Origin of the sequence: Bifidobacterium castoris, from assembly GCF_003952025.1 — a bacterium.
GTDB lineage: Bacteria > Actinomycetota > Actinomycetes > Actinomycetales > Bifidobacteriaceae > Bifidobacterium > Bifidobacterium castoris.
This window is the reverse complement of record NZ_QXGI01000002.1, coordinates 226,522-250,672: the sequence shown is the minus strand read 5'-3', so window position 1 is coordinate 250,672 and position 24,151 is coordinate 226,522. Positions and strand designations below refer to the sequence as shown.

The 24,151-nt window shown below is 62.7% G+C and carries 20 protein-coding genes; 11 read left to right on the top strand and 9 right to left on the bottom strand.

The features are described from left to right. The first annotated feature begins 196 nt into the window (after positions 1-196). From D2E22_RS03280 to nagA, 11 genes are all read left to right on the top strand, one after another. A complete protein-coding gene (locus tag D2E22_RS03280; protein WP_126031694.1) occupies positions 197-1,138 on the top strand; it encodes a DUF4862 family protein in 942 nt (313 codons plus the stop codon). Beyond that, a complete protein-coding gene (locus D2E22_RS03275) occupies positions 1,138-2,097 on the top strand; it encodes an ROK family protein (RefSeq protein WP_126031693.1) in 960 nt (319 codons plus the stop codon). The genes D2E22_RS03280 and D2E22_RS03275 overlap by 1 nt, the downstream gene beginning before the upstream one ends. Before the next feature lie 9 nt (positions 2,098-2,106). After that, the gene (locus D2E22_RS03270; RefSeq protein ID WP_126031692.1) at positions 2,107-2,793 is read left to right on the top strand and encodes an N-acetylmannosamine-6-phosphate 2-epimerase; all 687 of its coding nucleotides are present in this window, start codon (positions 2,107-2,109) and stop codon (positions 2,791-2,793) included. Between the two features lie 24 nt (positions 2,794-2,817). Then, positions 2,818-3,666: an alpha/beta hydrolase gene (locus tag D2E22_RS03265; RefSeq protein WP_126031691.1), complete on the top strand. Its 849-nt coding sequence runs from the start codon at positions 2,818-2,820 to the stop codon at positions 3,664-3,666. Positions 3,667-3,927: 261 nt separating this feature from the next. Continuing rightward, the gene (locus D2E22_RS03260; protein WP_126031690.1) at positions 3,928-5,475 is read left to right on the top strand and encodes an ABC transporter substrate-binding protein; all 1,548 of its coding nucleotides are present in this window, start codon (positions 3,928-3,930) and stop codon (positions 5,473-5,475) included. Between the two features lie 38 nt (positions 5,476-5,513). After that, positions 5,514-6,470 carry an ABC transporter permease gene (locus tag D2E22_RS03255; protein WP_101398183.1) on the top strand — a complete coding sequence of 319 codons (957 nt, stop codon included), beginning with the start codon at positions 5,514-5,516 and terminating at the stop codon, positions 6,468-6,470. Between the two features lie 5 nt (positions 6,471-6,475). Next, positions 6,476-8,653 (top strand): dipeptide/oligopeptide/nickel ABC transporter permease/ATP-binding protein, encoded by a 2,178-nt coding sequence (locus tag D2E22_RS03250; RefSeq protein WP_241218152.1) that lies wholly within the window; start codon positions 6,476-6,478, stop codon positions 8,651-8,653. Beyond that, complete coding sequence (locus tag D2E22_RS03245; protein WP_126031689.1) at positions 8,650-9,480, top strand: ABC transporter ATP-binding protein; 831 nt, start codon at positions 8,650-8,652, stop codon at positions 9,478-9,480. The genes D2E22_RS03250 and D2E22_RS03245 overlap by 4 nt, the downstream gene beginning before the upstream one ends. A gap of 90 nt (positions 9,481-9,570) precedes the next feature. Next, positions 9,571-10,527, top strand: a complete 957-nt coding sequence (locus tag D2E22_RS03240) for a dihydrodipicolinate synthase family protein (RefSeq protein WP_126031688.1) — start codon at positions 9,571-9,573, stop codon at positions 10,525-10,527. A gap of 45 nt (positions 10,528-10,572) precedes the next feature. Further along, positions 10,573-11,361, top strand: a complete 789-nt coding sequence (nagB, locus tag D2E22_RS03235) for a glucosamine-6-phosphate deaminase (protein WP_126031687.1) — start codon at positions 10,573-10,575, stop codon at positions 11,359-11,361. A 31-nt stretch (positions 11,362-11,392) separates the two neighbouring features. Then, positions 11,393-12,643, top strand: coding sequence for an N-acetylglucosamine-6-phosphate deacetylase (nagA, locus tag D2E22_RS03230; RefSeq protein ID WP_126031686.1), 1,251 nt, complete (start codon positions 11,393-11,395; stop codon positions 12,641-12,643). Positions 12,644-12,735: 92 nt separating this feature from the next. On the opposite strand, the gene D2E22_RS03225 is transcribed toward nagA, so the two are convergent. From D2E22_RS03225 to gtfA, 9 genes are all read right to left on the bottom strand, one after another. After that, positions 12,736-13,212: a hypothetical protein gene (locus D2E22_RS03225; protein WP_126031685.1), complete on the bottom strand. Its 477-nt coding sequence runs from the start codon at positions 13,210-13,212 to the stop codon at positions 12,736-12,738. Between the two features lie 358 nt (positions 13,213-13,570). Then, entirely contained in the window at positions 13,571-14,881 is a 1,311-nt protein-coding gene (locus D2E22_RS03215) for an MFS transporter (RefSeq protein ID WP_241218151.1), read from the bottom strand. A 433-nt stretch (positions 14,882-15,314) separates the two neighbouring features. After that, on the bottom strand, positions 15,315-16,376 hold the full coding sequence (gene ilvC, locus D2E22_RS03210; RefSeq protein WP_126031684.1) for a ketol-acid reductoisomerase: 1,062 nt from the start codon (positions 16,374-16,376) through the stop codon (positions 15,315-15,317). Between the two features lie 175 nt (positions 16,377-16,551). After that, the gene (locus tag D2E22_RS03205) at positions 16,552-16,743 is read right to left on the bottom strand and encodes a hypothetical protein (RefSeq protein ID WP_126031683.1); all 192 of its coding nucleotides are present in this window, start codon (positions 16,741-16,743) and stop codon (positions 16,552-16,554) included. Positions 16,744-16,789: 46 nt separating this feature from the next. Then, entirely contained in the window at positions 16,790-18,163 is a 1,374-nt protein-coding gene (locus tag D2E22_RS03200; protein ID WP_241218150.1) for an MFS transporter, read from the bottom strand. A gap of 526 nt (positions 18,164-18,689) precedes the next feature. After that, complete coding sequence (locus D2E22_RS03195; protein ID WP_126031682.1) at positions 18,690-20,258, bottom strand: MFS transporter; 1,569 nt, start codon at positions 20,256-20,258, stop codon at positions 18,690-18,692. Between the two features lie 105 nt (positions 20,259-20,363). After that, positions 20,364-20,510, bottom strand: a complete 147-nt coding sequence (locus D2E22_RS03190; protein WP_126031681.1) for a type II toxin-antitoxin system YoeB family toxin — start codon at positions 20,508-20,510, stop codon at positions 20,364-20,366. Between the two features lie 376 nt (positions 20,511-20,886). Beyond that, entirely contained in the window at positions 20,887-22,488 is a 1,602-nt protein-coding gene (locus D2E22_RS03185; RefSeq protein WP_126031680.1) for an MFS transporter, read from the bottom strand. Between the two features lie 49 nt (positions 22,489-22,537). Next, on the bottom strand, positions 22,538-24,061 hold the full coding sequence (gene gtfA / locus D2E22_RS03180; RefSeq protein ID WP_126031679.1) for a sucrose phosphorylase: 1,524 nt from the start codon (positions 24,059-24,061) through the stop codon (positions 22,538-22,540). Between the last annotated feature and the right edge of the window lie 90 nt (positions 24,062-24,151).

Below are 24,151 nucleotides of genomic sequence, written 5' to 3'. Positions count from 1 at the left end.
GCTTCACCTTCGCAGTCGCCATCCCATACAATCCCTGCAGCGATTCAGCGACTCTTGTCAGACATCATACCACATGTATGTTGTCTGACCTCGACTCTTCTTTCAGCGTACCTTGATATTCGAAGTGCATAATAATGCTCAAGGTTATCTGTTGTCTGATGAATTTTGAATGGTTCACGTCACCGAAGGAGGAGCGATGACCAGTCCACATTACATTGTCGGCGCCTACGCCTCACTGCCGGCCGACCGCGACGAACAATCCCTGTATTATGCATTGCTTGGCGAGCAAGTGTGGATCGATGGGGCGGAACTGCCATACCCCGGCGATCTTGCCGACCCTGCAACGCGTGGTGTTCTCGCGCGGAACATCCCGGAACATTGGAAGCACAACACAGTCACACTCATCCCGGGGACAATGCAACGCGTGGGCGCCGATGCCGACTTCGGCTTGGCGAGCCCCGACCCCGACGGACGCAGGGCGGCGCTTGCATTCGCGCGTCACGCCCATGATGCGATTGCGGATTTCGTGGATTCCCGCGGATCCAACGATATGGCTTATCTTGAAATCCACTCAGCCCCCACCTCGCGCGCGGACGCCGCGGCGATGCGGCAATCCGTGGAGGAACTGCTCACATGGGACTGGTGCGGCACAGCACTGGTGATTGAACATTGCGACGCCTGCGTCAAAGGACAACCACCGGAAAAGGGTTTCCTTTCCCTTGACGAAGAGATCGACGTGTGCGATTCGACCGGAATCGGATTGACGATCAATTGGGGCCGCAGCTGCTTGGAAGCGCGCGATCCGGCCGCCCCTGAAGCGCATGTGCGCAAGGCCGCGGCCGCCGGCGTGCTCACAGGGCTCATGTTCTCCGGAGCCTCCGGCCAAGCAACCGAATTCGGAGGCGTCTGGGCGGACGGCCATCTGCCCATGTGGCCCGATGAACCGGCGTCGCTTATGAACGCCGAGCGCATAGCCTCCTGCGTGCAATGCGCGCTGGAGTGCCCCACGCTTGCCTATCTTGGCGCGAAAGTCTGCGTACCCGCCTCGGATTCCCTGCCCGCCCGCGTGGACCGGCTGGCACGCATCCGCGAAGCGAGCGATCTGGAACGCTTCGGCGTAACGGGGAGGGCGGTGTGATGGCCAGCGACATGCATATCCTCGCCTTTGACCTGGGCGGCACGAAAATTGCGTCCGGCATGGTCACGTTCGCCGCCGACGGCACGCTTGCCGGCGGCGCGCCGCAAAACACCTCGGTGCCCACGAACTCCACCGAAGGCGGACCGGCGGTGCTGCAGCGGCTTGTGGACCTTGCCTCAAGCCAGCTTGCGGAACTGGGGGCGGTCGACGCCATTGGCGTCGGCTCGGCGGGCGTGGTGGACAGCGCACAGGGCATAATCGTGTCGTCGACCGACCTCATTCCCGGCTGGACCGGCCAACGACTTGCCGACGCGCTGCACAAGGTGCAGGCGGCGCCCGTGACCGTCGTGAACGACGTCGTGGCCCACGGTTTGGGCGAAGCGCACTATGGGGCAGGCGTCGGCTACTCCCGCGTGCTTTCCGTGGGCGTAGGCACCGGCATTGGCGGCGCGCTCATCGTGGATGGTCAGCCGGTTTTCGGCGCACACGACGTGGCGGGCCACATCGGGCACGTCATGCACCCCCTCGGGCGTGGCGTGCCATGTTCCTGCGGCACTGCCTGCGGCCACATCGAGCCGGTGGCCTCCGGCACCGGACTGGCCACACTGTATGCCATGCGGTGCGGGGACGCCACAACGACCATCGCGAACGGACGCGACGTGTGCGAACTGGCCGAAGCCGGCGAACCGCTTGCGATCAGCGTGCTCACCGAGGCGGGCCGCGCGCTCGGCGAAGCATTGGGCGGCGCCGCAAATCTGATCGACCCCGACGTCATCGTCGTCTCAGGATCCGTCACGAACGCCGGGGCAGTGTGGTGGGAGGCGTTGCGCGCCGGATTCGAAGACAGCGCACTGCAACTCACCCGCACAATCCCGCTCGTCGAAGGCGTGCTCGGCGGCAATGCGCCACTCATCGGCGCGGCCGTAGCCGCTCGCCAACACCTGCACAATCACCACTAGGAGGAACCCATGCACCATATCATCGAACAACTCAAAGGCGGCCTCATCGTGAGCTGCCAGGCCTACCCCGGCGAACCGATGCGCCACCCGGAGACCATGGCCCAAATGGCAATGGCGGCGGAAATCGGCGGCGCGCGCGGCATCCGCTGTCAGGGATTGGCCGACATCGCAGCAATCAAAGGTCAAGTGAAAGTGCCCGTGATCGGCATTTGGAAAGAAGGCGACGAAGGCGTCTACATCACGCCCACATTGCGCCACGCCCGTTGCTGCGCCAATGCGGGAGCGGACATCGTCGCGCTCGACGCCACGCGCCGCCCGCGCCCCGACGACCGCACCTACACTGAGACCGTGGCCGCACTGCACGACGACGGCATCATCGTCATGGCCGACTGCGGCAGTCTCGCGGACGCCCGCCAGGCGGTCGACGCGGGGACGGACATCATCTCCACGACACTCGCCGGCTACACGGGGGAACGCGCGAAAACCGATGGCCCCGACCTCGAATTGCTCAGCGCCATGGTGCAGGAATTCCCCGATGTGCCGGTGATCTGCGAAGGCCGCATCCACACGCCCGCCCAGTTGGGTGAGGTCATGGAGCTCGGCGCCTGGGCGGCCGTTGTGGGCACGGCGATCACCCACCCGACCTCGATCACCGGCTGGTTCCGCGACGCCCTGCCCTCGCCAGACGCGCAATAGCGCACAGGGCCCAAAGGAGGAACGATGAACCTACTGCACATTCCCGTGGGCGAAGCGAATGCCGCGCTCGATTGCTATCTGCTTGACAATTCGTCCGAAATCGACGCGCACCGCACACGCCCATGCATCATCGTCGTGCCCGGAGGCGGTTACCTGGAGACATCCGACCGTGAAGCGGAACCCATCGCGGTCCGCATGCTCGCCTATGGGTACCAAGCGTGCGTGCTGCGCTACTCGACCTATCCGGCCCACTACCCCACCGCCCTGCTTGAGTTGGCGCAAGCGATGGCCACCATACGCGCAAACGCCGAAGACTGGCATATCGACCCTGACCAGCTGTTCGTGGCGGGATTTTCCGCCGGAGGCCATTTAACCGCCAGTCTGGGCGCCAGTTGGAGCACGGAAATGCCCGAACAGTACGGCTTCGACGCCGGGCAGATCCGGCCCAACGGGCTCCTGCTCGGATACCCGGTGATTTCCTCCGGCGAGTTCGCGCACCGCCCGAGTTTCGACCGGCTGCTCGGCGATCGCAGCACCGACCGCAACGCACTCGCCCATGTGTCGATCGAGACGCGCGTCACCCCTGATTTTCCGCCGACGTTCCTGTTCCACACCCTCACCGATTCCACCGTTCCCATAGAGAACAGCCTGCTGCTCATCGCCGCGCTCCGGCGCGCGGGCGTGAGTGTCGAGGCGCATCTGTTCCCGTCAGGCCGGCATGGGGTGAGCCTGGGGACCGTGGAATCCATGTACGCCGACGGCTCCGGCGTGGAGGAATGCGTGCAGGCCTGGCCCGAGCTGTTCCGGCGATGGCTCGACAGTCGCACGCAGGAGGCACAGGCGCTGTACCCCCCCCCACGAAACCGGCAGTAACGACAACGTAATACGGAACGACGAGCCTGAGAATCGAAGAGATTCCAAGGGGAAACCGCAGTGATGGAAAGCTTCGGCTTGAGATCCTGCGGTTTTTCTATATGTCACATGTGGATGAGGGGTGGTTTTCCGCAGAGCGCTGAATTGCAATCAGATGTCTGATGTCTTACGATTTAATCAGCTTCGAAACACCTCGTTTCATCAAAGCATTGCGAGTTACCACTCCAAGCAGGTATAACCCTCCAAGCAGTAAGGACAGCAATGAAAAGAACAAGGCTATTGACGAAGGCCACGGCGATCGCCGTGATCTCGACCTTCGCGTTGAGCGGCTGCGGCAACACACAGAACGCCACCGGCCCCTCGGTTCCAGACACCATCACGGCGGAAGTGGCATACGCCAGCCGAGACTTCAACCCCAACTCAACATCGAGCGCAATGACCATGGCCGCCAACTGGTACGTCGTCGAACCGCTCTACGCATTCAACTACTCCGACTATTCGATGTACAACGCGCTCGCCAAGGGTGAGCCGGTCAAGGTTTCCGACACCGAATACACCGTATCGTTGCGCGATGGCGCGAAGTTCTCCGACGGGAAACCGGTCACGGCGAATGATGTGGTGAAATCATACGAGCGCTCCAACAAAGAGGGAGGCCTGTACGCCCCCATGATCAGCTTCATCGATTCCGTTGAAGCGAAAAACGACCAGGAAGTCACGTTCAACCTCAAATACCCATTCCCCGCGTTCAAGGAACGCCTCGCACTCATCAAGGTCGCGCCGGCATCGATGAGCAATGACGAGCTCACTGCGCAGCCCATCGGCTCCGGCCCGTGGAAGTACGCCAACATCACCGATCAAAAGGTCACGTTCGTGAAGAACGACCTCTACAACGGCGATTACCCGGCACAGTGCAAGAACATGGTCTGGAATGTCGCAGTCGACGACACGGCGCGAGTCACCGCAATGCAGACCGGTAAAGTCGATGTCATGGAGCTCGTGCCCACCCTTGCGTTCGACGTGCTGCAGAAGAAGGCCGAGCTCAAGACGGTGCAATCGTTCAACGCCCCGTACATCATGTTCAACACGAAGCAGAAGCCCTTCGACGATCCGCGTGTGCGTCAGGCCGTGTTCTATGCGATCGACGCCAAGCAACTGATCGACAACCAGATGGCCGGCCAAGCCACACCCACCACAAGCTACCTGATCGAAGAATACCCCGCATACCACAAGGCGTCCACGGTGTTCGAACACAATGTGGGCAAAGCCAAGCAACTGCTCAAGGAAGCCGGCGTCCAAACACCCATCAAGTTCACGCTGTACTCCACCGATCAATCGTGGATCACGCAACTCGCTCCGCAGATCAAGAACAACCTGGCCGAAATCGGCATGGACGTGGACCTGCAGTCGATGGCCTCGTCCGCCCTCTACCCGAATATCACCGATCGCGATGACGCCGACTTCTCCATGGCACTCGTCGCAGGCGACCCCTCGGTGTTCGGCAATGACGCCGACCTGCTGATGAACTGGTTCTACGGCGACAACACCTGGACCCATCAGCGCACGTTCTGGTACGGCTCCGACGGCTACAAGCAGCTCCACGAACTCATGGACAAGGCCATCGCCGCCCCAAGCGACAACGAACGGCAGGATTACTGGGACCAGTGCTTCGACCTGCTGTCCGAACAGGTTCCGATCTACCCGCTCTTCCACCGCAAGACCACCACCGCCTTCAAAAAAGGCGTCTTCTCCAAGACCGAAGCCATCGGCACCACCGGCCTTGACCTGCTGCAAGCCAAACTCAACCGCTGACCGCAACCCCTGGTCCATTCACATCCAAGGAGCATCTCATGAACAATCTCCTGCGAATCCTGGGCAAGCGCATCATCGCCCTCCCATTCATGGCCTTCGGCGTCACCTTGCTCGTCTTCTTCCTGATGTCGTTCTCCAAGTACGATCCGGCCGTCGCCGCACTCGGCGAAAGCGCCACCCCACAGGCCCTGGAAGCCTTCCGCCACGAAATGGGCTACGACCGCCCGTGGTGGCAGCAATTCTGGTCATACATCGGCGGCATGTTCCAAGGCAAGCTTGGCGTGTACGGCGTGAACAAGGACTCGGTTGCCGAGCGCATCGCCACCTCGTTCCCGTTGACCCTCCAGCTCACGTTTATCGGTCTGGCCATCGCCTTGGTGATTTCCGTGGTGTTCGGTGTGCTGGCTGCCCTCTACCGCGACACGTGGGTCGACCAGGCGATTCGCGTCATCTCAATCATCGAGATCGCCACCCCATGCTTCTGGCTCGGCGTGCTGCTCATCTACTTCCTGCAGATCAAGCTCGACTGGCTCCCCGGCGCAGGCGACCTTGTACCGTTCACGCAGAACCCCGGAGAGTATATGCGCCGCATGGCCATGCCGTGCTTCGCCCTGGCGATGCCGGTGGCAGGTTCGATGACCCGCATCATCCGCACATCGATGGTTGAGGAGCTCGACAAAGACTATGTGCGCACCGCTTTGGGCGCCGGCATCCCGAAACCTGTCGTCATCGCCCGCAATGTGCTGCGCAATGCGCTCATCACCCCGGTCACCGTGCTCGGCATGAAGATCGGTTACCTCATGGGCGGCGCCATCGTCATCGAGGTCATCTTCGCACTCCCAGGCATGGGCACCGCGATGTTCGACGGCATCAACAACAACCAGCCGATGCTCGTGCAAGGTGTCGTGCTTGTTGTGGCCCTCGCCTTCATCATCATCAACATCGTCGTTGATCTGCTCTATGTCCTTATCAACCCACGAATCAGGAATGTGTGATCACCATGTTGTTCAGCAAGACCCTCTCCGCGAAGAACGTCGACAAAGCCAATGGCAAACTGGTGCTCAAGCGCTGGTCCAAGATGTCGATCGGCACCAAGATCTCCGTCATCTTCATCCTCGCGCTCATCGTATGTGCGGTGTTCGCCCCGCTCATTGCCCCGCATGACCCCAGCGAGATCACACTCAACTACCGCACTCCCTCGGGTGACCATCCATTCGGCACCGACAATCTGGGGCGCGACGTGCTCTCCCGTGTGCTCTACGGCGCGCGATACTCGCTCGTCATCGGCCTGTCGTCCATCGCCTTCGCGTTGATCGCCGGTGCGCTGATCGGCGCAGTGGCCGCCGTGTCACGCACATGGATCTCTGAAGTGATCATGCGCTGCATCGACATCATCATGTCCATCCCGGGCATCGCGCTGGCCGCCGTGTTCGTGTCGATCCTGGGACAGTCGATGATCGGCATCGTCATCTCGATCGGCATCCTCTACGTGCCGCAGATTGCACGCATCGTCCGCGCCAATATCATCAGCGAATACGGCAAGGATTATGTGCGCGCCGGCATTGTGAGCGGCGCACGCGCCCCGTGGCTGCTCATCAAGCACGTCACGCGCAACATCGCCGCACCGGTCATGGTGTTCACCACGCTTTCGGTGGCCGACGCGATTGTGTTCGAGGCTTCGCTCTCATTCATCAACGCCGGCATTCCTGAGCCCACGCCCACCTGGGGCAACATCCTCTCCTCCGCGAAGGAAGGCGTCATCTACGGGTTCTGGTGGCAGGCGCTCTTCCCGGGTCTGGCGATCATGCTCACCGTGCTGTGTCTCAACATCCTGTCCGAAGGCATCACCGATGCGATGGTGGCGGCCCCGACCGCCCCAATCGAGCAGAACGAGAACGAGAAGGACCTCAAGCGCGAAGAGGACCGCATCCTCGTGGATCCGGTGGCCGCCTATGCCGCCCAGGCCGAAACGCTCGAGGCCTCGCTCATGGCCCTCAAGGAGGCCGAAGCGAAGCGCACCGACCGCCTGACCCCCCACAGCACCGCCGAGCCGGTCATCGAGGTGAAGGACCTGTGCATCAAGTTCCCGCGCCACGGCGATGTGAACGTGGTGGACCACCTGAACTTCGCGGTGCGCCCCGGCGAAACGATGGGCCTTGTGGGCGAATCCGGCTGCGGCAAGTCGATCACCTCGCTTGCGATCATGGGCCTGCTGGATCCGAAGGCGCAAATCAGTGGTGAGATCCTGTTTGAAGGCGAGAACATCGTCGGCATCAGCCAAAAGCGGTACAACGCCTTGCGCGGCCACGAGATCGCCATGATCTACCAGGACGCGCTCTCCTCGCTCAACCCGTCGATGCTCATCAAGGCGCAGATGAAGCAGCTCATCTCCCGCGGCGGCACCCGCACGGCCGAGGAACTCCTCGAGCTCGTGGGCCTCGACCCGCAGCGCGTGCTCGAATCGTACCCGCATGAGCTTTCCGGCGGCCAGCGCCAGCGCGTGCTGATTGCGATGGCCCTCACACGCGACCCGAAGCTCATCATCGCGGACGAACCGACGACCGCACTTGACGTAACGGTGCAGAAGCAGGTGATTGACCTGCTCAACGACCTGCGTGAAAAGCTCGGTTTCGCCATGATCTTCGTGAGCCATGACCTTGCTCTCGTGGCCAAGGTCGCCCACTCGATCACGGTCATGTACGCGGGCCAGGTGGTCGAGCAGGGATCCACAACCGAGATCCTCACCGACCCCCACCACGAGTACACGCGCGGCCTACTGGGATCCGTCACCTCAATCGAAGCCGGCTCCGGACGCCTGCACCAAGTGCCCGGCACCGTGCCCAGCCCCGCCGACTTCCCCAAGGGCGACCGCTTTGCACCACGCTCGTCGCGCCCGACCCGCGGCCTGGACGTGCGCCCTGTGATGAAGCAAGTGCCCGGCACCCTGCACTACTACGCAGTGCACCCTGATGACCTCGACAAAGACGACGGCATTGATCGAACCTACTCCAAAGTCGACGCCTCCATCGAGGAGACTCTGAACGGTTACGATGCACTCGTCGACAGCGAACAGGCGATCGCCCGCGCCGCCACCAAATTCCAGGCATCCGCAACGCCAACCCCAACACGCACGCAGCCCAAGCCGGTTCGTGTTACCGCCAAGGAGGAAGCACGATGAACACCCCAGCCACCCCCATCATCGAGCTCAAAGACGTCGAAGTCGAATTCAAGACCCGCGCTGGTTCCATCTTCCGCCCGAAGAAGGTCAAAGCCGTGGACCACGTGAGTCTGAAGCTCATGCCCGGCCGCACAATCGGCATCGTTGGCGAATCCGGCTGCGGCAAGTCCACCACCGCGAATGTGATGTGTGGATTGCAGACTGTCACCTCCGGCCATGTGATGTTCAAAGGGCAGGACGTGACCCACCGCAACGCCAAGGACCGCATGCGCATCGGACGCGTCGTCTCCGTCGTGTTCCAGGACCCGGCGACCGCGCTCAATGCCCGTATGAGCGTGCAGGATCAGCTCATGGACCCGCTCATCGTGCACAGTTTGGGCAATAAAGAGGAACGCATTCGCCGCGCTTATGAGCTCATCAACATGGTGGGCCTGCCGAAATCCGCGCTCAACGCCCTTCCCGGTCAGCTTTCCGGCGGACAGAGGCAACGCGTGGCCATCGCCCGGGCACTTTCGCTCAAACCCGACGCGATCATCGCCGACGAACCCACATCCGCTCTGGACGTCTCGGTCCGCGCGCAGATCCTGAACCTGCTTTCCGACCTCAAGAAGGAGCTCGGCCTCTCGATGGTCTTCATCAGCCACGACATCCAAACCGTGCGGTATGTCTCCGACGAAATCATCGTGATGAACCACGGCACAATCGTGGAACATGGGGAGGCAAAGCAAGTGCTGAACAATCCGCAGGACCCCTATACGCGACTTCTGCTCGGCGCAGCGCCATCGCTGCTGCATCCAACAGCGGCGGAATGCGCGCCCATAGCCTGACCAACCACAATCCGCAACCCATCTGTCCATCTATCTATTTGCGTTTCGCATATGCCCATCGCCGGCATGCATCAAAACAAGGAGAATATCATGAACCAGCAGTTCCGTGGCGTCATCCCGCCGGTCGTAACACCGCTCACCGCCGACCAGAAGCTCGATCGCGAGAGCTTCACACGTTCCATCAACCGTCTCATCGACGCAGGCGTTGACGGGCTTTTCTTCCTCGGGTCGTCGGGCGAAGTCGCGTTCAGCACTGACGAACGGCGCCGGGAAATCATCGAAACGGCGATCGCCGCCGTGGACCACCGCGTGCCGGTGCTTGTGGGATGCATCGACACCGAGACGAACCGCGTGATCGAGCACGCGAAAGTCGCGCATGAACTGGGCGCCGACGCGATTGTGGCGACAGCGCCTTTCTACGCGCTCGGCGGCCTGCCCGAAATCGAACGTCACTTCCGCCTAATCCACGAAGCCGTTGATTTGCCGTTGTTCGCCTACGACATCCCCGTGTGCGTGCACGTGAAGCTTCCGGGGGATCTGCTCATCAAGCTCGGACTCGACGGCGTGCTCGCCGGCGTCAAGGATTCATCGAACGACGATGTGGCGTTCAGGTTCCTGTGCGACGACAACCGCAAGGCCGGCCACCCGCTCACCGTGCTCACCGGCCAGGAGGTGGTCGTCGACGGCGCCTACATGGCCGGGGCGGATGGCAGCGTGCCAGGCTTGGGCAACGTGGAGTGCACGGGCTATGTGCGCATGTGGAAGGCCGCTGAAGCCGGTGATTGGAAGACGGTGCGCGAGGAACAGGACAAGCTGGCCGCGCTTATGCGCATTGTCACCGTGACGAACGGCGTTTCGGGCTTCGGCGCCGGTGTGGGCGCGTTCAAGACGGCAATGGCACTGCTCGGGATCTTCGACACGAACCAGATGCCGAACCCGGTCGCCCCACTGCAAGGCGCGAACGTCGAGGCAGTCGATGCCGTGCTGCGCGAATGCGGTCTTACACCCGTGCGCACGCCCGAGGAAGTCACGCTTTCCACACAGTGAGCGCACAACACCGCCAATCACAAGAATACAGGGAAGTAATGCAACATGGCTGAAGTCATTATTGTGAACAACGAAGAGGCCGCGGGGCGCATCTATGCACAGTGCGTGGCGGACCTGATCCGATCCAAGCCCGACTGCGTACTGGGATTGGCCACCGGCTCAAGCCCGCTGGCCGCCTACCAGGCCTTGGCGCACAAGGTGAAGGACGACCATCTCGATGTGTCTCACGTGCGCGGATTCGCGCTTGATGAGTATGCGGGGCTCGACCCGAGCCATCCACAGTCATATCGTTCCACGATCACGCGCACGGTAGTGGAACCACTGGGACTCACGCCCGACTTGGTGCACGTGCCCAATGGGGCCCTCGACACAATCCGTACGGCAGGGCACGAATACGACCGCATGATCGAGGCGGAGGGCGGCGTCGATGTGCAGATCCTCGGCATCGGCACCGACGGGCACATCGGGTTCAACGAACCGGGTTCGTCGCTCGCGTCGGGCACGCGCATCAAAACACTCACCGAGCAGACGCGAGAAGACAACGCGCGCTTCTTCGACAATGACATCGATCAAGTGCCCACGCACTGCATCACGCAAGGCATCGGTACAATCATGAAGGCGCGGCACCTCATCCTGCTGGCGTTTGGCGACAGCAAGGCCGAGGCCATCGCCGAAACAGTGGAGGGCGGGGTGTCGTCGTTCTGCCCGGCGAGCGCGCTGCAGCTGCATCCGCACGCGACCGTGATCATCGACGAGGCAGCTGCATCATGGCTCCGCCACAAGGACTACTACCGCTACGCCTACGAACACAAGCCCGAGTGGCAGGGCATCTGAACCCCGCCGGCAATCCAAGCAAGAGGTCATCATGAACGCGAACCACATCACCACCGCACAGTCAGTCACGAATTCCCTTATGCGAGAGCCGCGTCCCTTCGCCATACGCAATGCGCGTGTCGTCGACGCGCGCGGTGTGCAAGAACAGGGATGGGTTGTGACGGATGGTGAGACCATCGCGGCGACCGGCACGTCCAGCGACGAACTGGAGTCTGCATGCGCCCGCTTTGGCGTCGATGAGAGTGGCGTCATCGACGCCAAGGGGCGCAACCTGACCCCCGGATATCTCGATATCCACACCCACGGCGGTTGGGGCGTCGCGTTCGATGACGGCGCGGAGGCGATCAGCATCGCGCGCGCGTGCCACATGACCCATGGCACCACACGCCAGATATTGAGCCTCATCACCAATCCACTCGATGTGATGGCCCGGAACATCCGAGTGGTGCGGGAGGCAATGGACACGCGCCCCGATATTCTGGGATCACATCTGGAAGGGCCATTCCTGGCACTGGCGCGCAAAGGCGCGCACAACCCGGACTGCCTGTGCGATCCAGTGCAGGAATCCGTGCGCACACTGCTCGACGCAGCCGATGGGTCAATGAGGCAGATCACCATCGCACCCGAACGGGCTCATGGCGTGGAAGCCATCCGCATGCTCCGAGCCTCCGGCGTGGTGCCCGCCATCGGCCATTGTAACGCCGACTATGCCATGGCGTGCAAGGCCATCGACGCCGGCGCCGGCTTGATGACACACATGTTCAACGCAATGAACGGCCTCCACCACCGCGAACCCGGCCCGATTCCCGCGGTTGTGGAAGACCGCCGCGTCACCATCGAGCTCATCGCCGATGGGTTCCATGTACAGGATCCCATGCTGCGGCTTGCCTTCGAACTGGCACCTCACCGCATCGCGCTCGTCACCGACGCCATGGCCGCCACCGGCTGCCCCGATGGCCATTACAAACTGGGCGCGCTGGACGTCAATGTGGTGGACGGCCACGCGCGACTCGTCAGCAACAATGCCATCGCCGGATCCACACTTGTGCTTGAAGAAGCTGTGGCGCATGCCATCAACCGCTTGGGAATCAGCCCTCAGGACGCGGTTGAAGCGGCCACGCTCACTCCGGCGAAAACCTTCGGATTCCATATGCCCAATCCCATCACGAAGGCCCCGCTTGGATTGGTCGCCCCCGGATTCGCCGCTGACTTGCTGCTGTCTGACCCCCAGACTTGGCAGGTCGAGTGCGTGTGGTGTGCAGGGCGTATCATGCCTTCGTGATGGCTCATGTAGGGTACTGCAGCAATCAGCGCTAGCGCGTGGACATCGATCCGCAGCAATTCAGATCAACGTCCACGCAATGCCGCTGTCCACTATGCCCTCTTTGCCCTGCAGGTCCTACGCTCAAGCCATGCTTCAATTGCGGATTTGGTATACAACGCCCCCTGCGCCGTCTCGATAACAGGCTTCGGAAAATCCACGATTTTCGGGAACATACGCGCACGCTGTCTTGTCACACCAGCCAATCGGGCAATTTCGGCGTACCCTACGACTTCGGGGTACAGAGGATCATGAAGATGTTCGACAGCCTTCCCCCACTCCGTCACTTCCAGATTGTTCGGCGTGAGCTTGCAGTCCGGCAGCGCCTGGCCAGTGTATTCCAATCCTTGTCGGGCCGCCTCAATCACATCCTCCGCATCGACACACATGACGATGCTTCCTTGTGTACCACCCAGCTCAAAAGACGGAACTGCTCCAAGCTCTCCTAGCCGTTCACTGACATCAAAAGCCATCTCTTCGGAGAGTTTTGTATCGGATTCAAAGTCAATCAATACCTGCCAAGCAGCCACGTCATTCCCGCTTTCTCCAGATTTCAGCGGATGAAAGTGGGGCGACGGTCGAACAGCCGCCGCCCCGCCCCGCTCATGCTCGGAACCCGCTTCGACGCAACAGTCGCAGGCACGATTCGAACCAATGACTGTCCGATGGTGTCTTATGAATAGCCACCGCGGTCTTCGTCTTATCGGGTGGATAGCACAACCATCCTTTTTTAGTAGAATGGATGCGCCATCCTTGTTCCTCGAGCTGTTCGAGGAGCGGGACGATGCGTTTGTCTTTGATCGGAAGACAACCTTTCATCGCTGTTGTCAATGATGTTTTCATTGACAACAGCAACCTATCATATTGGTGTTGTCGTCGTCAACAGCATTATGGACGCGTGTCGCCTGCAACACCCAAGCGAGGCGCCTCCCACCGCCTGTCGACCCGCAGCAGCCACACGCCGAACGGGACCGTCAGCACACCACCCAGCACGAAAATCACGCGTACGTCGATCACATCAGCGAGCGGACCGAACACGAGCATGCCGAGAGGCGTGCCGAAACCAGAGAACGTGGTGAGCAGACCGAACACACGCCCGCGCATGTCGGGCGTGCTCTCCTGCTGCAGCAGCGTGAACGTCGGCGACGAACCGAGCGATGTGCACAATCCCACAAGAAAATCGACGCACAGATACACGAGCAACGTCGGCGACAGCCCGAGCCCGGCGGTGCACACGCCCATGCCGATGAACGCACACGCGAGCAGCACCATGTTGTTGCGGAAGACGCGCGCGCCGAACGCGGCGAGCAGCGCGCCGCCGACGACCATGCCGATGCTCCACGCCATCTCGTTCGCCGCGAGCTTGTCTGCCGCGGTCGACAGCACGGTGAAACCGAGGTCGAGCCGCTGGCCGTTGAATCCGCGGTTCATCAGAATCAACGTGAGGTTCATCGGCGCGATGTTGATGAAGCAGACGAACGCATACGCGATGAGCACACTGCGGATGCGCGGATAACGCCACGCATACCGCAGGCCGGTACGCATGTCGGCGAACACCGAGACGGCGGGCGCGGCGCCCGATTCGCCTTCGCGCGCCACGCGGATCAGCGCGACGAACGCGATGCCCACCGCTGCCGTCGTCACATCGACGTACAGGATCGCCCACAGCGGCATGATGTTGATGAGCACGGCGGCGACCGCGGGCGCGGCAATCATATTGACCGACTGGATCGTGCCGTTGATCGAGTTCACCCGCAGCAGCTTCTCCTCCGGCGTGATTTGCGGAATGAACGACTGCACGGCCGGCGTCTGCACGCCCGCACCGGCCGAGCGAACCGCAAGCACGACGAAGAACAGCGCGAGCCCGGCGGCACCGCGCGCAATCGAGACAGACAGTACCACGGTGACGACGGCGATGAGCGCGTCGGGCAGGATGATGAGCGCCTTTTTGTTCCAGCGGTCCGCCCACGCGCCACCGAACAGCGAGACGACGGCCTGCGGCACGCATGCGCAGAGCATCGCGACCGTCATCGTGACGCCCGAGTCGGTCTGCATGATGAGATACCAGAAAACCGCGTACTGTACGATGCTCGACCCGACGAGCGAGAGCGCCTGGCCGGTGAGCAACAGCGCGACCGGCAGATGCCAGCCGGGCGGGGCGCCGATTGCATCCGGATACGGCTTCGTATGATTGCGCATGATGTCTCCTTCGCTTGGATTCGCGCAGGAGGGCATAGGGTCGTTCGACCCATGTACGGCTTATCTATTCCAGCCTGTTCCAGATGGTGGATGCGGATATGCCGAACGACCGCCACGTAGCGGGCCCCTGCGCGATGGTGTTATGAAATCCGATTGAATTCAAGAGGATCTGCGTTGACACGCGGTCAGATATCCCACGCGATCATCGACATCATTGCAATTCCACACATACCGCGTCAGCATATCACCAATCGTCCCGATCCGTCGACCCGGGTCGATGAAGTCACCCACGAACGCGCCCGCTTGCGTCCCGGTTCGTCGACATGGCTGAAGAGTCGGAACGCAGACGACAAAAGGGGGCGCAGTTCGCGATGAACTGCGCCCCACCGTAGCAGTGCGATTCAGCCGGGCGTCACCGCGCCGGCCGATTCAATCACTCAGCGTCCTGGACCTGGGCGCGGGCGATCTTGCCGGTGAAGGAGTTGGCCTCATCGGCGTCCTTCGTGGCCTCGTTGTTCCAGGAGAACATCGCGCGGAGCTTCGGGCCGACCTCTTCGATGCGGACGTTCGAGTACTCCTCCTGGAGCTGCTTGAACTTCGGGGCGCCGGCGGCCTGATCGTCCATGAACTCCTTCGCGAAGGAGCCGTCCTGGATGCGCTTGAGGTGGTACTCCATGCGCTCACGGGCATGCTCATCGATGACGGTGTTGACGTAGTCGCCGTACTGGGCGGTGTCGGAGCAGGACCAACGATCCTTGTTCAGGCCGCCTTCGTTCATCAGGTCGACGATCATCTTGAGCTCGTGGCAGACCTCGAAGTAGGCGATCTCCGGCTGATAGCCGGCGTCGGTGAGGACCTCGAAGCCCATCTCGACGAGCTTGTTGACGCCGCCGAGGAGCACGTTCTGCTCACCGAAGAGATCGGTCTCGGTCTCCTCCTTGAAGGTCGTCTTGATGGCGCCGGCGCGCAACGCGCCGAGTGCCTTGGCATAGGCGAGGGCGAGATCCCAGCCGTCGCCGCGCGGATCCTGCTCGACGGCGGTCACGACCGGGACGCCACGGCCGGCCGCGTACTCACGGCGGACGATGTGGCCCGGGCCCTTCGGTGCGACCATGAAGACCGGGTGGTCCTCGGATGGCTTGATGTAGCCGTAGTGGATGTTGAAGCCGTGCGCGAAGGCCAGTGCGGCGCCTTCCTTGATGTTCGGCTCGATGTCGTTGTCCCAGATGCCTTTCTGATACTGGTCGGGAGCCAGAATCATGATGACGTCGGCTTCCGCGGCAGCCTCCGGAACGCTCTTGACCTCAAGGCCCTGGTCCTTCGCGAACTGGACGGACTTCGAGTTCGGGCGCAGGCCGACGACGACGTCCACACCGGAATCACGCAGGTTGAGCGCGTGAGCGTGGCCCTGCGAGCCGTAACCGATGATCGCGACCTTCTTGCCGTCGAGAACCGAGAGATCGCCGTCGTCTTCGTACCAGATCTGTGCTGCCATATTGGCACACTCCTTTGTTGTCTTTTGCTGCGCACCGCGGGCATTGTAGTGGTCCGCGACGCCTATGTTGTTCTTGTGCCTGATTCATGAACCGCGCGTCCCATGGTCCGGAACGGCCGATCCACGTAGGCAGGCTTCCCGCTGTGTCGGAGATTTTGTCTCCAAAACTGAGTCCTCATATTACCGAAATCCGCAAGCGCCTCCTTGCCAAGTCCATCTTTTGGATACCGTTGGCATCTCGTTTTGGAATACGCGCGGTTTCTTCTGGAAAATAGCGCCAATCCACCATCGCTTGCCGGAAATCAACAATATGTTTCGTCCATATAATGGACGTCTTGCTCTTCTGTGCGGCCTGCGTCGCCGCCAAGCCTCTCCTTACCTGACGCATCGTTCACTGACGGATCACCCGCGAGTCACCGCATGTAATCCACGTCCTTGGTCTCATGGCACGTCAGGATCGCCGCAAGGCAGCCCAACGCCATGACGCCCAGATACAGACCGACCGAGCCGACGCCCCAATGCGACGAGAGCCATGTGGCCACCGACGGCACGAACGCCGCGCCGACGATCGCCGCGAGATTGTAGCCGATACCGGATCCGGTGTAGCGCACATTGACGCTGAACAGCTCAGGCAGCAGCGCGCCGATCGGCCCGAACGCGATGCCCATCAACGCAAATCCAAGGCACAGGAACAGCATCGTGGCAGCCGTGTTGTGCACACCGACGACGGCTTTGTTCATTAGCAGCGGGAACACCGCCGCGAACACGACCAGCGCGACCGACGACCCGATGATCACGCGGCGACGTCCCAGCCGATCCGCAAACACGCATGAGAGCACGATGAACACGGCGAACACGCATACCGAGGCCATCAGCATCGTCATGTACTCCTGCGTGGAGAAACCAAGGCCGCCACCACCCTGCGCATCCGTTTTCGTGGCCCATGCAAGCGACCATGTGGCGAGAGTGTAGAACAGCGTGTAGGTGACGGCGACGAGGAAGGTCGCCTGCAGCACCTGCCGCCAGCTCGTACGGAACACCTCGACAGCCGGAGCCTTGACGACGCGCTGGCTTTGCTGCGCGGCGCGGAACGCCGGCGTCTCCTCCATATGGACACGCACGAGCAGTCCCACGACCACCAGCAGCGACGACAGCAGGAACGGCACGCGCCATCCCCATGCGAGCATCGCCGCGTCATCGTTGAACATCTCAAGCACCACGTAGGTGCCGTTGCACAGGAAGAAGCCGACCGGCGCGCCGAGTTCGGGGAACGAACCATAGAGCGCGCGCTTGTCGGCAGGTGCGTTCTCGGTGGCCACAAGCGCGGCGCCGGACCATTCGCCGCCGAGGCCGATGCCCTGCACAAAGCGGCACACGCACAGCATGATCACCGCCCATACGCCCCACATGTCATATCCGGGCAGGCAGCCGATGAGAAAAGTGGCGACGCCCATCGTCATCAGCGAGACGACGAGCGTCGCCTTGCGTCCGATCGAGTCGCCGAAATGCCCGAAGATCAACGAACCGACCGGGCGCGCGAGGAACGCGACGGCGAACGTGACGAGCGAGAGCAGCAGCGCAACGGTCGGGTTCGTCCGGTCGGAGAAGAACACGCGCGGAAAGTAGTTCGCGGCGGCCGTGCCGTACGCGTAGAAATCGTAGAATTCAATCGTCGTGCCCACCATGGATGCGGCGATGATCGTGCCCACCGACGAGCGCGCTGCGCGCGACGCCGGTCGGGCGAGAGTGGCCGTGGCGGATTCCGCCTCTGCTTCGGCTGCGGTCATGAAAACCTCCTGATAGTTTGCCTGCATTCATGGCTTGGGTACAAACGCAAAAACCCCGCGCATATGGCGGGGTCCGAGGTAGTTCACGATCCGTCCCCGCCACCATCGGCGGGGCTGGATTCAGATATACGAATCAGCTCGCCGATGGCGAGATAATAATTCGTACGATCTGCAGTCGTGCGACCATGGTCTCACTCATCGCGAGCCTCCTTTCCGCATATCCATTTGCACTGCTGTGCACGGCGCGCGCTTGCCGCGGTGCCGTGTTGGGCTAGAACCTACTCCCCGCCTTGCGACCAATCGGGCACAGTGTCCATATAGTGAGATTTACGACTTTGGGCAGCAAGCTAATATACGACTTTTCCGCTCTCAGTGCACAAACATAACCAGCTGTATCGTCCAACGGTATCATCGACGCTCACAGTCGGGGCGGCACACGCACCATGGCTCCAAGCAATCGGCGGCGTTCACTATGCCTGCACAACGAACACAGCGAACGCCACCTCACCTACCAACGCCTCACCTATCAGCGTTTGGGCGGGTACGCGATCGCGGCGGCGGCGCACGCGCCGGCGCACGCGAACATGATCGCCGCCCACAGGAAGACGTTCGAGAAGACGGTCACATAAGCGAAGACGAATCCGCCGACGACGGCGCCGACCAGACGGCCCGCCGTCGCGCTCGTGTTGAACACGGCGAGGTATCCGGCGGCGCGGTCGAGCTGCGGCACCGAAGCCACGGCGAGCGACTGCAGCGCGTCATCGATCATATGGATGGCGAATCCGCCGATGCCGGCGAACACATACAATCCGGCGGTCGTGTAGCTGACGAGCGGCACGACGACGGCCACGATCGCCAATGCGACGCCGATCATCAGCACGAGCCGATCGTTGTCGAACGACGCGCGCAACAGATCGGCGACGCCCTCGCTCAGCAGCGCCATCGCGCACGCCAGCAGACCCATGAGCGCGACCATCACCATCGTCGCGCGCAGATCGAAACCGGCGTCGACCCCCCGGCGGTACCGCACGACGAACCAGACGTAGGCGGTCGCAAGCATGACGCCTGCGGACGAGAACAGCCTCGTCAGGCAGATCGTGCGCCACATGGCCGTCGGGTGGCCGACGCGCAGCGTGACGAGCAGATCGGCGGTCTCCATCGGCTTCGCGCGCGAATAGACCGTCGAAGATTCGCGGGGGACGACAAGAAGCCCCAGAATGCCGGCAGCGAGCACGCCGACGGCGCACAGGTCCATGCCGACGCCCGGCTCCGACGCCATCAGCACGCCGAACCAGATGCCGAACACGAGGCCCGCGAGCACACCCACCGTGCGCCATTTGCCGACGGCGTCACGGAACTTGTCGGGCACGCGCTCGCCGATCGACGCATGCAGCGAGCACAACATCGCCGCCAGACCGATCTGCAGCAACGCCCAGACGATGCCGACCGCCGTCGGCGTATGGCAGGCGCTCAGCGAGAACGCGAAGATGACGGCGACGAGCGTGCCGCCGGCGAACCACGGCGTGCGCCTGCCGAGAGGCGTGCGCGTGTGGTCGGACAACGGCAGGAAGAAGATCGTCGCGACGAGCGAGCACAGAATGCCGGCGCCGAGCACCCAGGACAGCGCAACGGCGCCGCCGACCGGGCCGCTCAACACATCGAGCTCCTGCGGCACGAGCGTGATGTTGAGCGCGGCGAGCGCGAACGCGAGGAAGAACGCCGTGCACGCGAAGCCGATCTTCATGCGCAGCACCTCCCCCTTCGTCGGGCGGTAGCCGTTCGCGTCCACCATCGGGTCGCGCATGTCGAGGAACGCGGATTCGAGGTCGGGCACCGGCTCATCGGCGCCGCCGACCGGCATGTTGACGCCCATCGCGGCGGCCTGCACCTCCGGCTGGTCGGCGGCCGCCGGCGGCGTCTTCGGCTTCTGACGCACGGCGAGGCGCGCGACGGCCGCCTTGTCCTCATCGGTGAGCGCCTTATCGAGGTCCGGACGGTCATCGATGCCCGGACGCACATAATCGGAATTCGGGAATGGACGCGGCGCGGGGCGCCCGGCGCCGTCCGCATCCTGCTGTGGAGACTGATCGTTCATAAGCACAACGATAACCGCAGCCGCGCGGCGGCCGACACGTTACCGCCATGCGCGCAGATGAATTCACGCGGATGGCATGGACCGTCGACGCTCCTCTCATAGCCGTCATCGGTCGCCGTAATGCGTACGGCACTGTACGATCTCAAGACACAACGACCGCCCACCACCCGCAACGCGATACACCAGACGATTCTTCTGATCGATGCGACGCGACCAGTATCCCGACAGGTTGCCCCGCAGCGGCTCCGGCATCCCCAGCCCCCCTCCATTTCGCCCATCCTTGACCAACCATGAGCGAAAAACTCAGATACCTTGAGCCGCATCGTCATAGATAGCAGAATTAATAGTAGATAGATTGGCCCATACGCCCGTGAACGACCGAGAGGAGCGATGACGACCACCTCAACCGTCAGCGTAAGCGTAGACGCCATGATGTCCGACGACGAAGTACGCGAAACGACGAGGAACCGCCATGCCCCATGCGACCGCGCCGCATTCCAACGGTCCACCGTGCGCTGGATGAGCTCCGACGAATATCTGCGCCTCTTCGCGCGGTGAGCGCGACGCGTATGGAAAAGGCCGGCGACATGAACGTCGCCGGCCTTGGCAATGTGATGAAAGAAAAGCGTCACTTGACGTTGCGGATGCGCATGATGAGCGCGGCCGCGATGAGCACGACGGCGATCGCGACGACGAACACCCACGCATAGGCGGCCGCCGGCGTGCCCGGCGCATGCATCGCCGACTTCGCGATCGAGACGACGATCGACGTCATCATCGTGCCGATGACCGTCGAAAGCGTGTTCGCGAGGTTGAGGATGCCCAGATCCTTGCCCGCCTCCTTAGGATTCGGCAGCACGGCCACGTTGAGCGCCTGGTCGATCGCGTTGTAGACGCCGTAGCCGAGACCGGCGATCGCCGCGAACAGATACATGCCCATCGGCGAACGGAACAGCAGCGGCATCGCGGCGCCGACGGCGAACAGGCAGCTTGCGAGCGCGACCGGCAGTTTGCGCCTGCCGATGCGGTCGGTGATCGGCCCGGCGGTGACCGCGGCGATCAACGAGACGACGAGCGTGATGACGCCCATCGTCGCGATGATCGCGGCCGCCTTGTCGATGGCGTGCGGATCACCGGCGTAGATGTAGTCCTGCGCGATGTACAACTGGTAGGTCGTGATCATCCAGTAGCCGCCCATCATCAATGTGCGGCCTACGAGCGCGTAGTAGAAGTCGGGTGCGTGGCGCGGCGGACGGAAGTTGCGCAGGATCGCCTTCGCGCTCATCGCCTCGCCGTCCGCTTCGAATCTGCTCGACTTCTCGCGCGGCCACACGACGACGACGAAGACGCCGACGAGCGAGAAGATGGCGAGGCCCATCATCCACGCCTGGAAGATGCCCGATGCGCCGTGCGTGAGGAACGCGGCGCCGACGACCGAGCCGAGCGTCTGACCGACGGCGATGCCGGCGCCGTAGAATCCGGAGATTGTGCCGCGCACCTTGTCCGGGACGCGGTCGGACATGACGGCGACGTACGGCGCGAGCATCATGTTGTAGCCCATCTGCGCGAGGCACCACAGCGTCACGATGAGCGCCTCGGAGCGCGTGAACGCGATTGCGCCGATGCTCAGGCCGGTGATGAGGCCGCCGACCACGATCCACGGCGTGCGCTTGCCGAAGCGCGAGCGCGTCTGGTCGGAGAGCGTGCCGAAGACGATGTTCGCGACGAGGGCGACGAACGCGCCGATGGAGTTGACGAGGCCGAGCATGAACACCTTGCTGCCCGCATCGATCTGCTCGAACACGCGCGGCAGGATGACGGTGCTCAACGCGACCCATGGAATCGCGCAGGCGACCGCGGAGACGGTGAAACCGATACCCAGTCGCACGATTTCGGCCTTGGTCGGGCGGTGGCCGTCGGCCGAGACCATCGGGTCGCGCATGTCCATGAACGCGGACGCCTCGTCCGGGACCGCCGTGTCGACGGCGGCGAGCGCGGCCATGCCGGAACCGTGGACCTGCGAATCGGTGGCGAGTTTGACGCCCTGCGTCTGCTCGTCGTCGACGCTGCGTTCCGCAGCGCGTCTCTTCGGCATCGGTGCGGTCAGACGCGCGATGTTCTCCTTGTCCTCGGCGCTCAGCGCCTTGTCCAGGTCGGGTCGGTCATCGACGCCCGGACGGATGTAGCCGTTGGCCGTCGGCTTGCCGCCGGCGTTCTGTTCGTCCACCATGATCTGCCTCTTTCTTTTCTACTTCGTTGTCCGCTCGCGGGAGGCTCGCTCAGTCCATGTGCACGACCGGCGGGGTCGCGATCAGGTCGTCGCTGACATGTTCGCCCGCGGCGTCCTTCCAGACGAGCGTCGCCACCGGCTGCGCGTTGTCGGCGCCGACGCCCTTCGACGGCGTGAAGGCCAGCGTCGCCGACGTGTCATCATCGTTCCACGTGAAACTGATCGTCGCGCCGTCGTCGCTCGTCGCGTAGTCGAAGTCGCCGTCGAACGCGGACAGCTCGTTGCGGAAGCGCGCGAGCGCGTTGAGCGCCTGCACGACCGGACGCTCGAGGTCCGCGTCGATCTCGGCGGTCGTGTAGTAGTGGCGGTTGATGTCGCGGCCGACGTTCGTGCGCTTGAGCAGCGCCATGTCGTTCCTGCCGGCGAGCGCGCCGACGTAGTACACCTGCGGCACGCCGGGCAGGAAGAACTGCACGGCGCGCGCGGCGATGTAGTGCTGGTCGTTGCAGCCGAGCGCCGAATAGTAGGTGGAGTTCACCTGGTAGAGGTCGAGGTTCGACGCGGCGGCGCCGGTCGCCTCCTTCGATTCGCCGTGCGTGTTCCTCGCGATCGTCTCGACCATCGCGTCGACGTCCTCGTCGGGGACGAGTCCCTTGAGCGAGCGATCGAGCTGGTCGGAGCCGATGTCGATGACGCCGATGCCGTCATGCGTATCGAGGACGGTGACGGCGTTGTTCGGACGGATGTCGGTCCAGTGCGCGAGCGCGTCCACCTTGCCGGTGAACAACGAGTGCAGCAGCAGCGGCGGCAGCGCGAAGTCGTAGACGCGGTCCACCTTCGCGGCGATCTCCACCTGCTTCTTGTAGTACGAGTGGACTTCGATGAGGATCTCGAGGCCGCGCTTGGCGCCCTCCTCGCGCAGCCGCGAGATCAACTCGAAGGTCTTAGGCGTCATGAAGCAGCTTGTGCCGGCTTCCTTCGCGCCGTAGCCGACGGCGTCGAGGCGGATGTACTTGACGTGCGACTTGCCCATCTGGTCGAAGATCGACATCAGGTAGTCCCAGCCTTCAGTGGAGTCGGTGTCGATGTCCACCTGCTGCGGCGTGAACGTGACCCACACGAGTCGCGTCTTGCCGGCGAAGCTGTAGTGCGTGAACGGCAGGCCCGGGCGCGGACGGTAGATGCCGGCGAGCTCCTCCTCGGTCGCCCCGTCCGGGAACACCGAGCTCATCGTCAGGAACATCGGATAGTACTCAGAGTCCTCGCCGCGCTTGAGCACGTCCTGGAACTGGCGCGACTGCCAGCTCATGTGGTTGACGATCGCGTCGACCATGATGTCGTGCGTCTTCGCGAGTTCGGCGACGTCGTCCCAGTCGCCGAGACGCGGGTCGACCTGCGTATGGTCGATCGGGTCGAAGCCGGCGTCGGCGCCGTCGAAGGGCGTGAAGAACGGCAGGATGTGCACGCCTTCGTAGACGCCGTCGAAACGGGTGCGCAGGATGTCGGTCAGCGAGGCGAGGTTGCCGTCGCCGAGACGATTCGCATAGGTGATGAGCTGTACTTTGTTTTTCACAGGTTCCTCCTCGTCGAGTCAGGTATGGTCGGTCAATCACCCCGTTGGGATTAATCGGTCGGGCCGAAGCCCGGGACCGGATCGACGGTG

What these genes read in the sequence shown, in the direction of transcription:
- D2E22_RS03275 (WP_126031693.1), top strand. Translation starts at nt 1,138, where the DNA reads ATGGCCAGCGACATGCATATCCTCGCCTTTGACCTGGGCGGCACGAAA.
- ilvC (WP_126031684.1), bottom strand. Translation starts at nt 16,376, where the DNA reads ATGGCAGCACAGATCTGGTACGAAGACGACGGCGATCTCTCGGTTCTC.
- D2E22_RS03185 (WP_126031680.1), bottom strand. Translation starts at nt 22,488, where the DNA reads ATGGTGGACGAACAGAACGCCGGCGGCAAGCCGACGGCCAACGGCTAC.
- D2E22_RS03200 (WP_241218150.1), bottom strand. Translation starts at nt 18,163, where the DNA reads ATGACCGCAGCCGAAGCAGAGGCGGAATCCGCCACGGCCACTCTCGCC.
- D2E22_RS03195 (WP_126031682.1), bottom strand. Translation starts at nt 20,258, where the DNA reads ATGAACGATCAGTCTCCACAGCAGGATGCGGACGGCGCCGGGCGCCCC.
- D2E22_RS03260 (WP_126031690.1), top strand. Translation starts at nt 3,928, where the DNA reads ATGAAAAGAACAAGGCTATTGACGAAGGCCACGGCGATCGCCGTGATC.
- D2E22_RS03190 (WP_126031681.1), bottom strand. Translation starts at nt 20,510, where the DNA reads ATGCCGGAGCCGCTGCGGGGCAACCTGTCGGGATACTGGTCGCGTCGC.
- nagA (WP_126031686.1), top strand. Translation starts at nt 11,393, where the DNA reads ATGAACGCGAACCACATCACCACCGCACAGTCAGTCACGAATTCCCTT.
- nagB (WP_126031687.1), top strand. Translation starts at nt 10,573, where the DNA reads ATGGCTGAAGTCATTATTGTGAACAACGAAGAGGCCGCGGGGCGCATC.
- D2E22_RS03250 (WP_241218152.1), top strand. Translation starts at nt 6,476, where the DNA reads ATGTTGTTCAGCAAGACCCTCTCCGCGAAGAACGTCGACAAAGCCAAT.
- D2E22_RS03215 (WP_241218151.1), bottom strand. Translation starts at nt 14,881, where the DNA reads ATGCGCAATCATACGAAGCCGTATCCGGATGCAATCGGCGCCCCGCCC.
- D2E22_RS03270 (WP_126031692.1), top strand. Translation starts at nt 2,107, where the DNA reads ATGCACCATATCATCGAACAACTCAAAGGCGGCCTCATCGTGAGCTGC.
- D2E22_RS03265 (WP_126031691.1), top strand. Translation starts at nt 2,818, where the DNA reads ATGAACCTACTGCACATTCCCGTGGGCGAAGCGAATGCCGCGCTCGAT.
- D2E22_RS03280 (WP_126031694.1), top strand. Translation starts at nt 197, where the DNA reads ATGACCAGTCCACATTACATTGTCGGCGCCTACGCCTCACTGCCGGCC.
- D2E22_RS03255 (WP_101398183.1), top strand. Translation starts at nt 5,514, where the DNA reads ATGAACAATCTCCTGCGAATCCTGGGCAAGCGCATCATCGCCCTCCCA.
- D2E22_RS03245 (WP_126031689.1), top strand. Translation starts at nt 8,650, where the DNA reads ATGAACACCCCAGCCACCCCCATCATCGAGCTCAAAGACGTCGAAGTC.
- D2E22_RS03240 (WP_126031688.1), top strand. Translation starts at nt 9,571, where the DNA reads ATGAACCAGCAGTTCCGTGGCGTCATCCCGCCGGTCGTAACACCGCTC.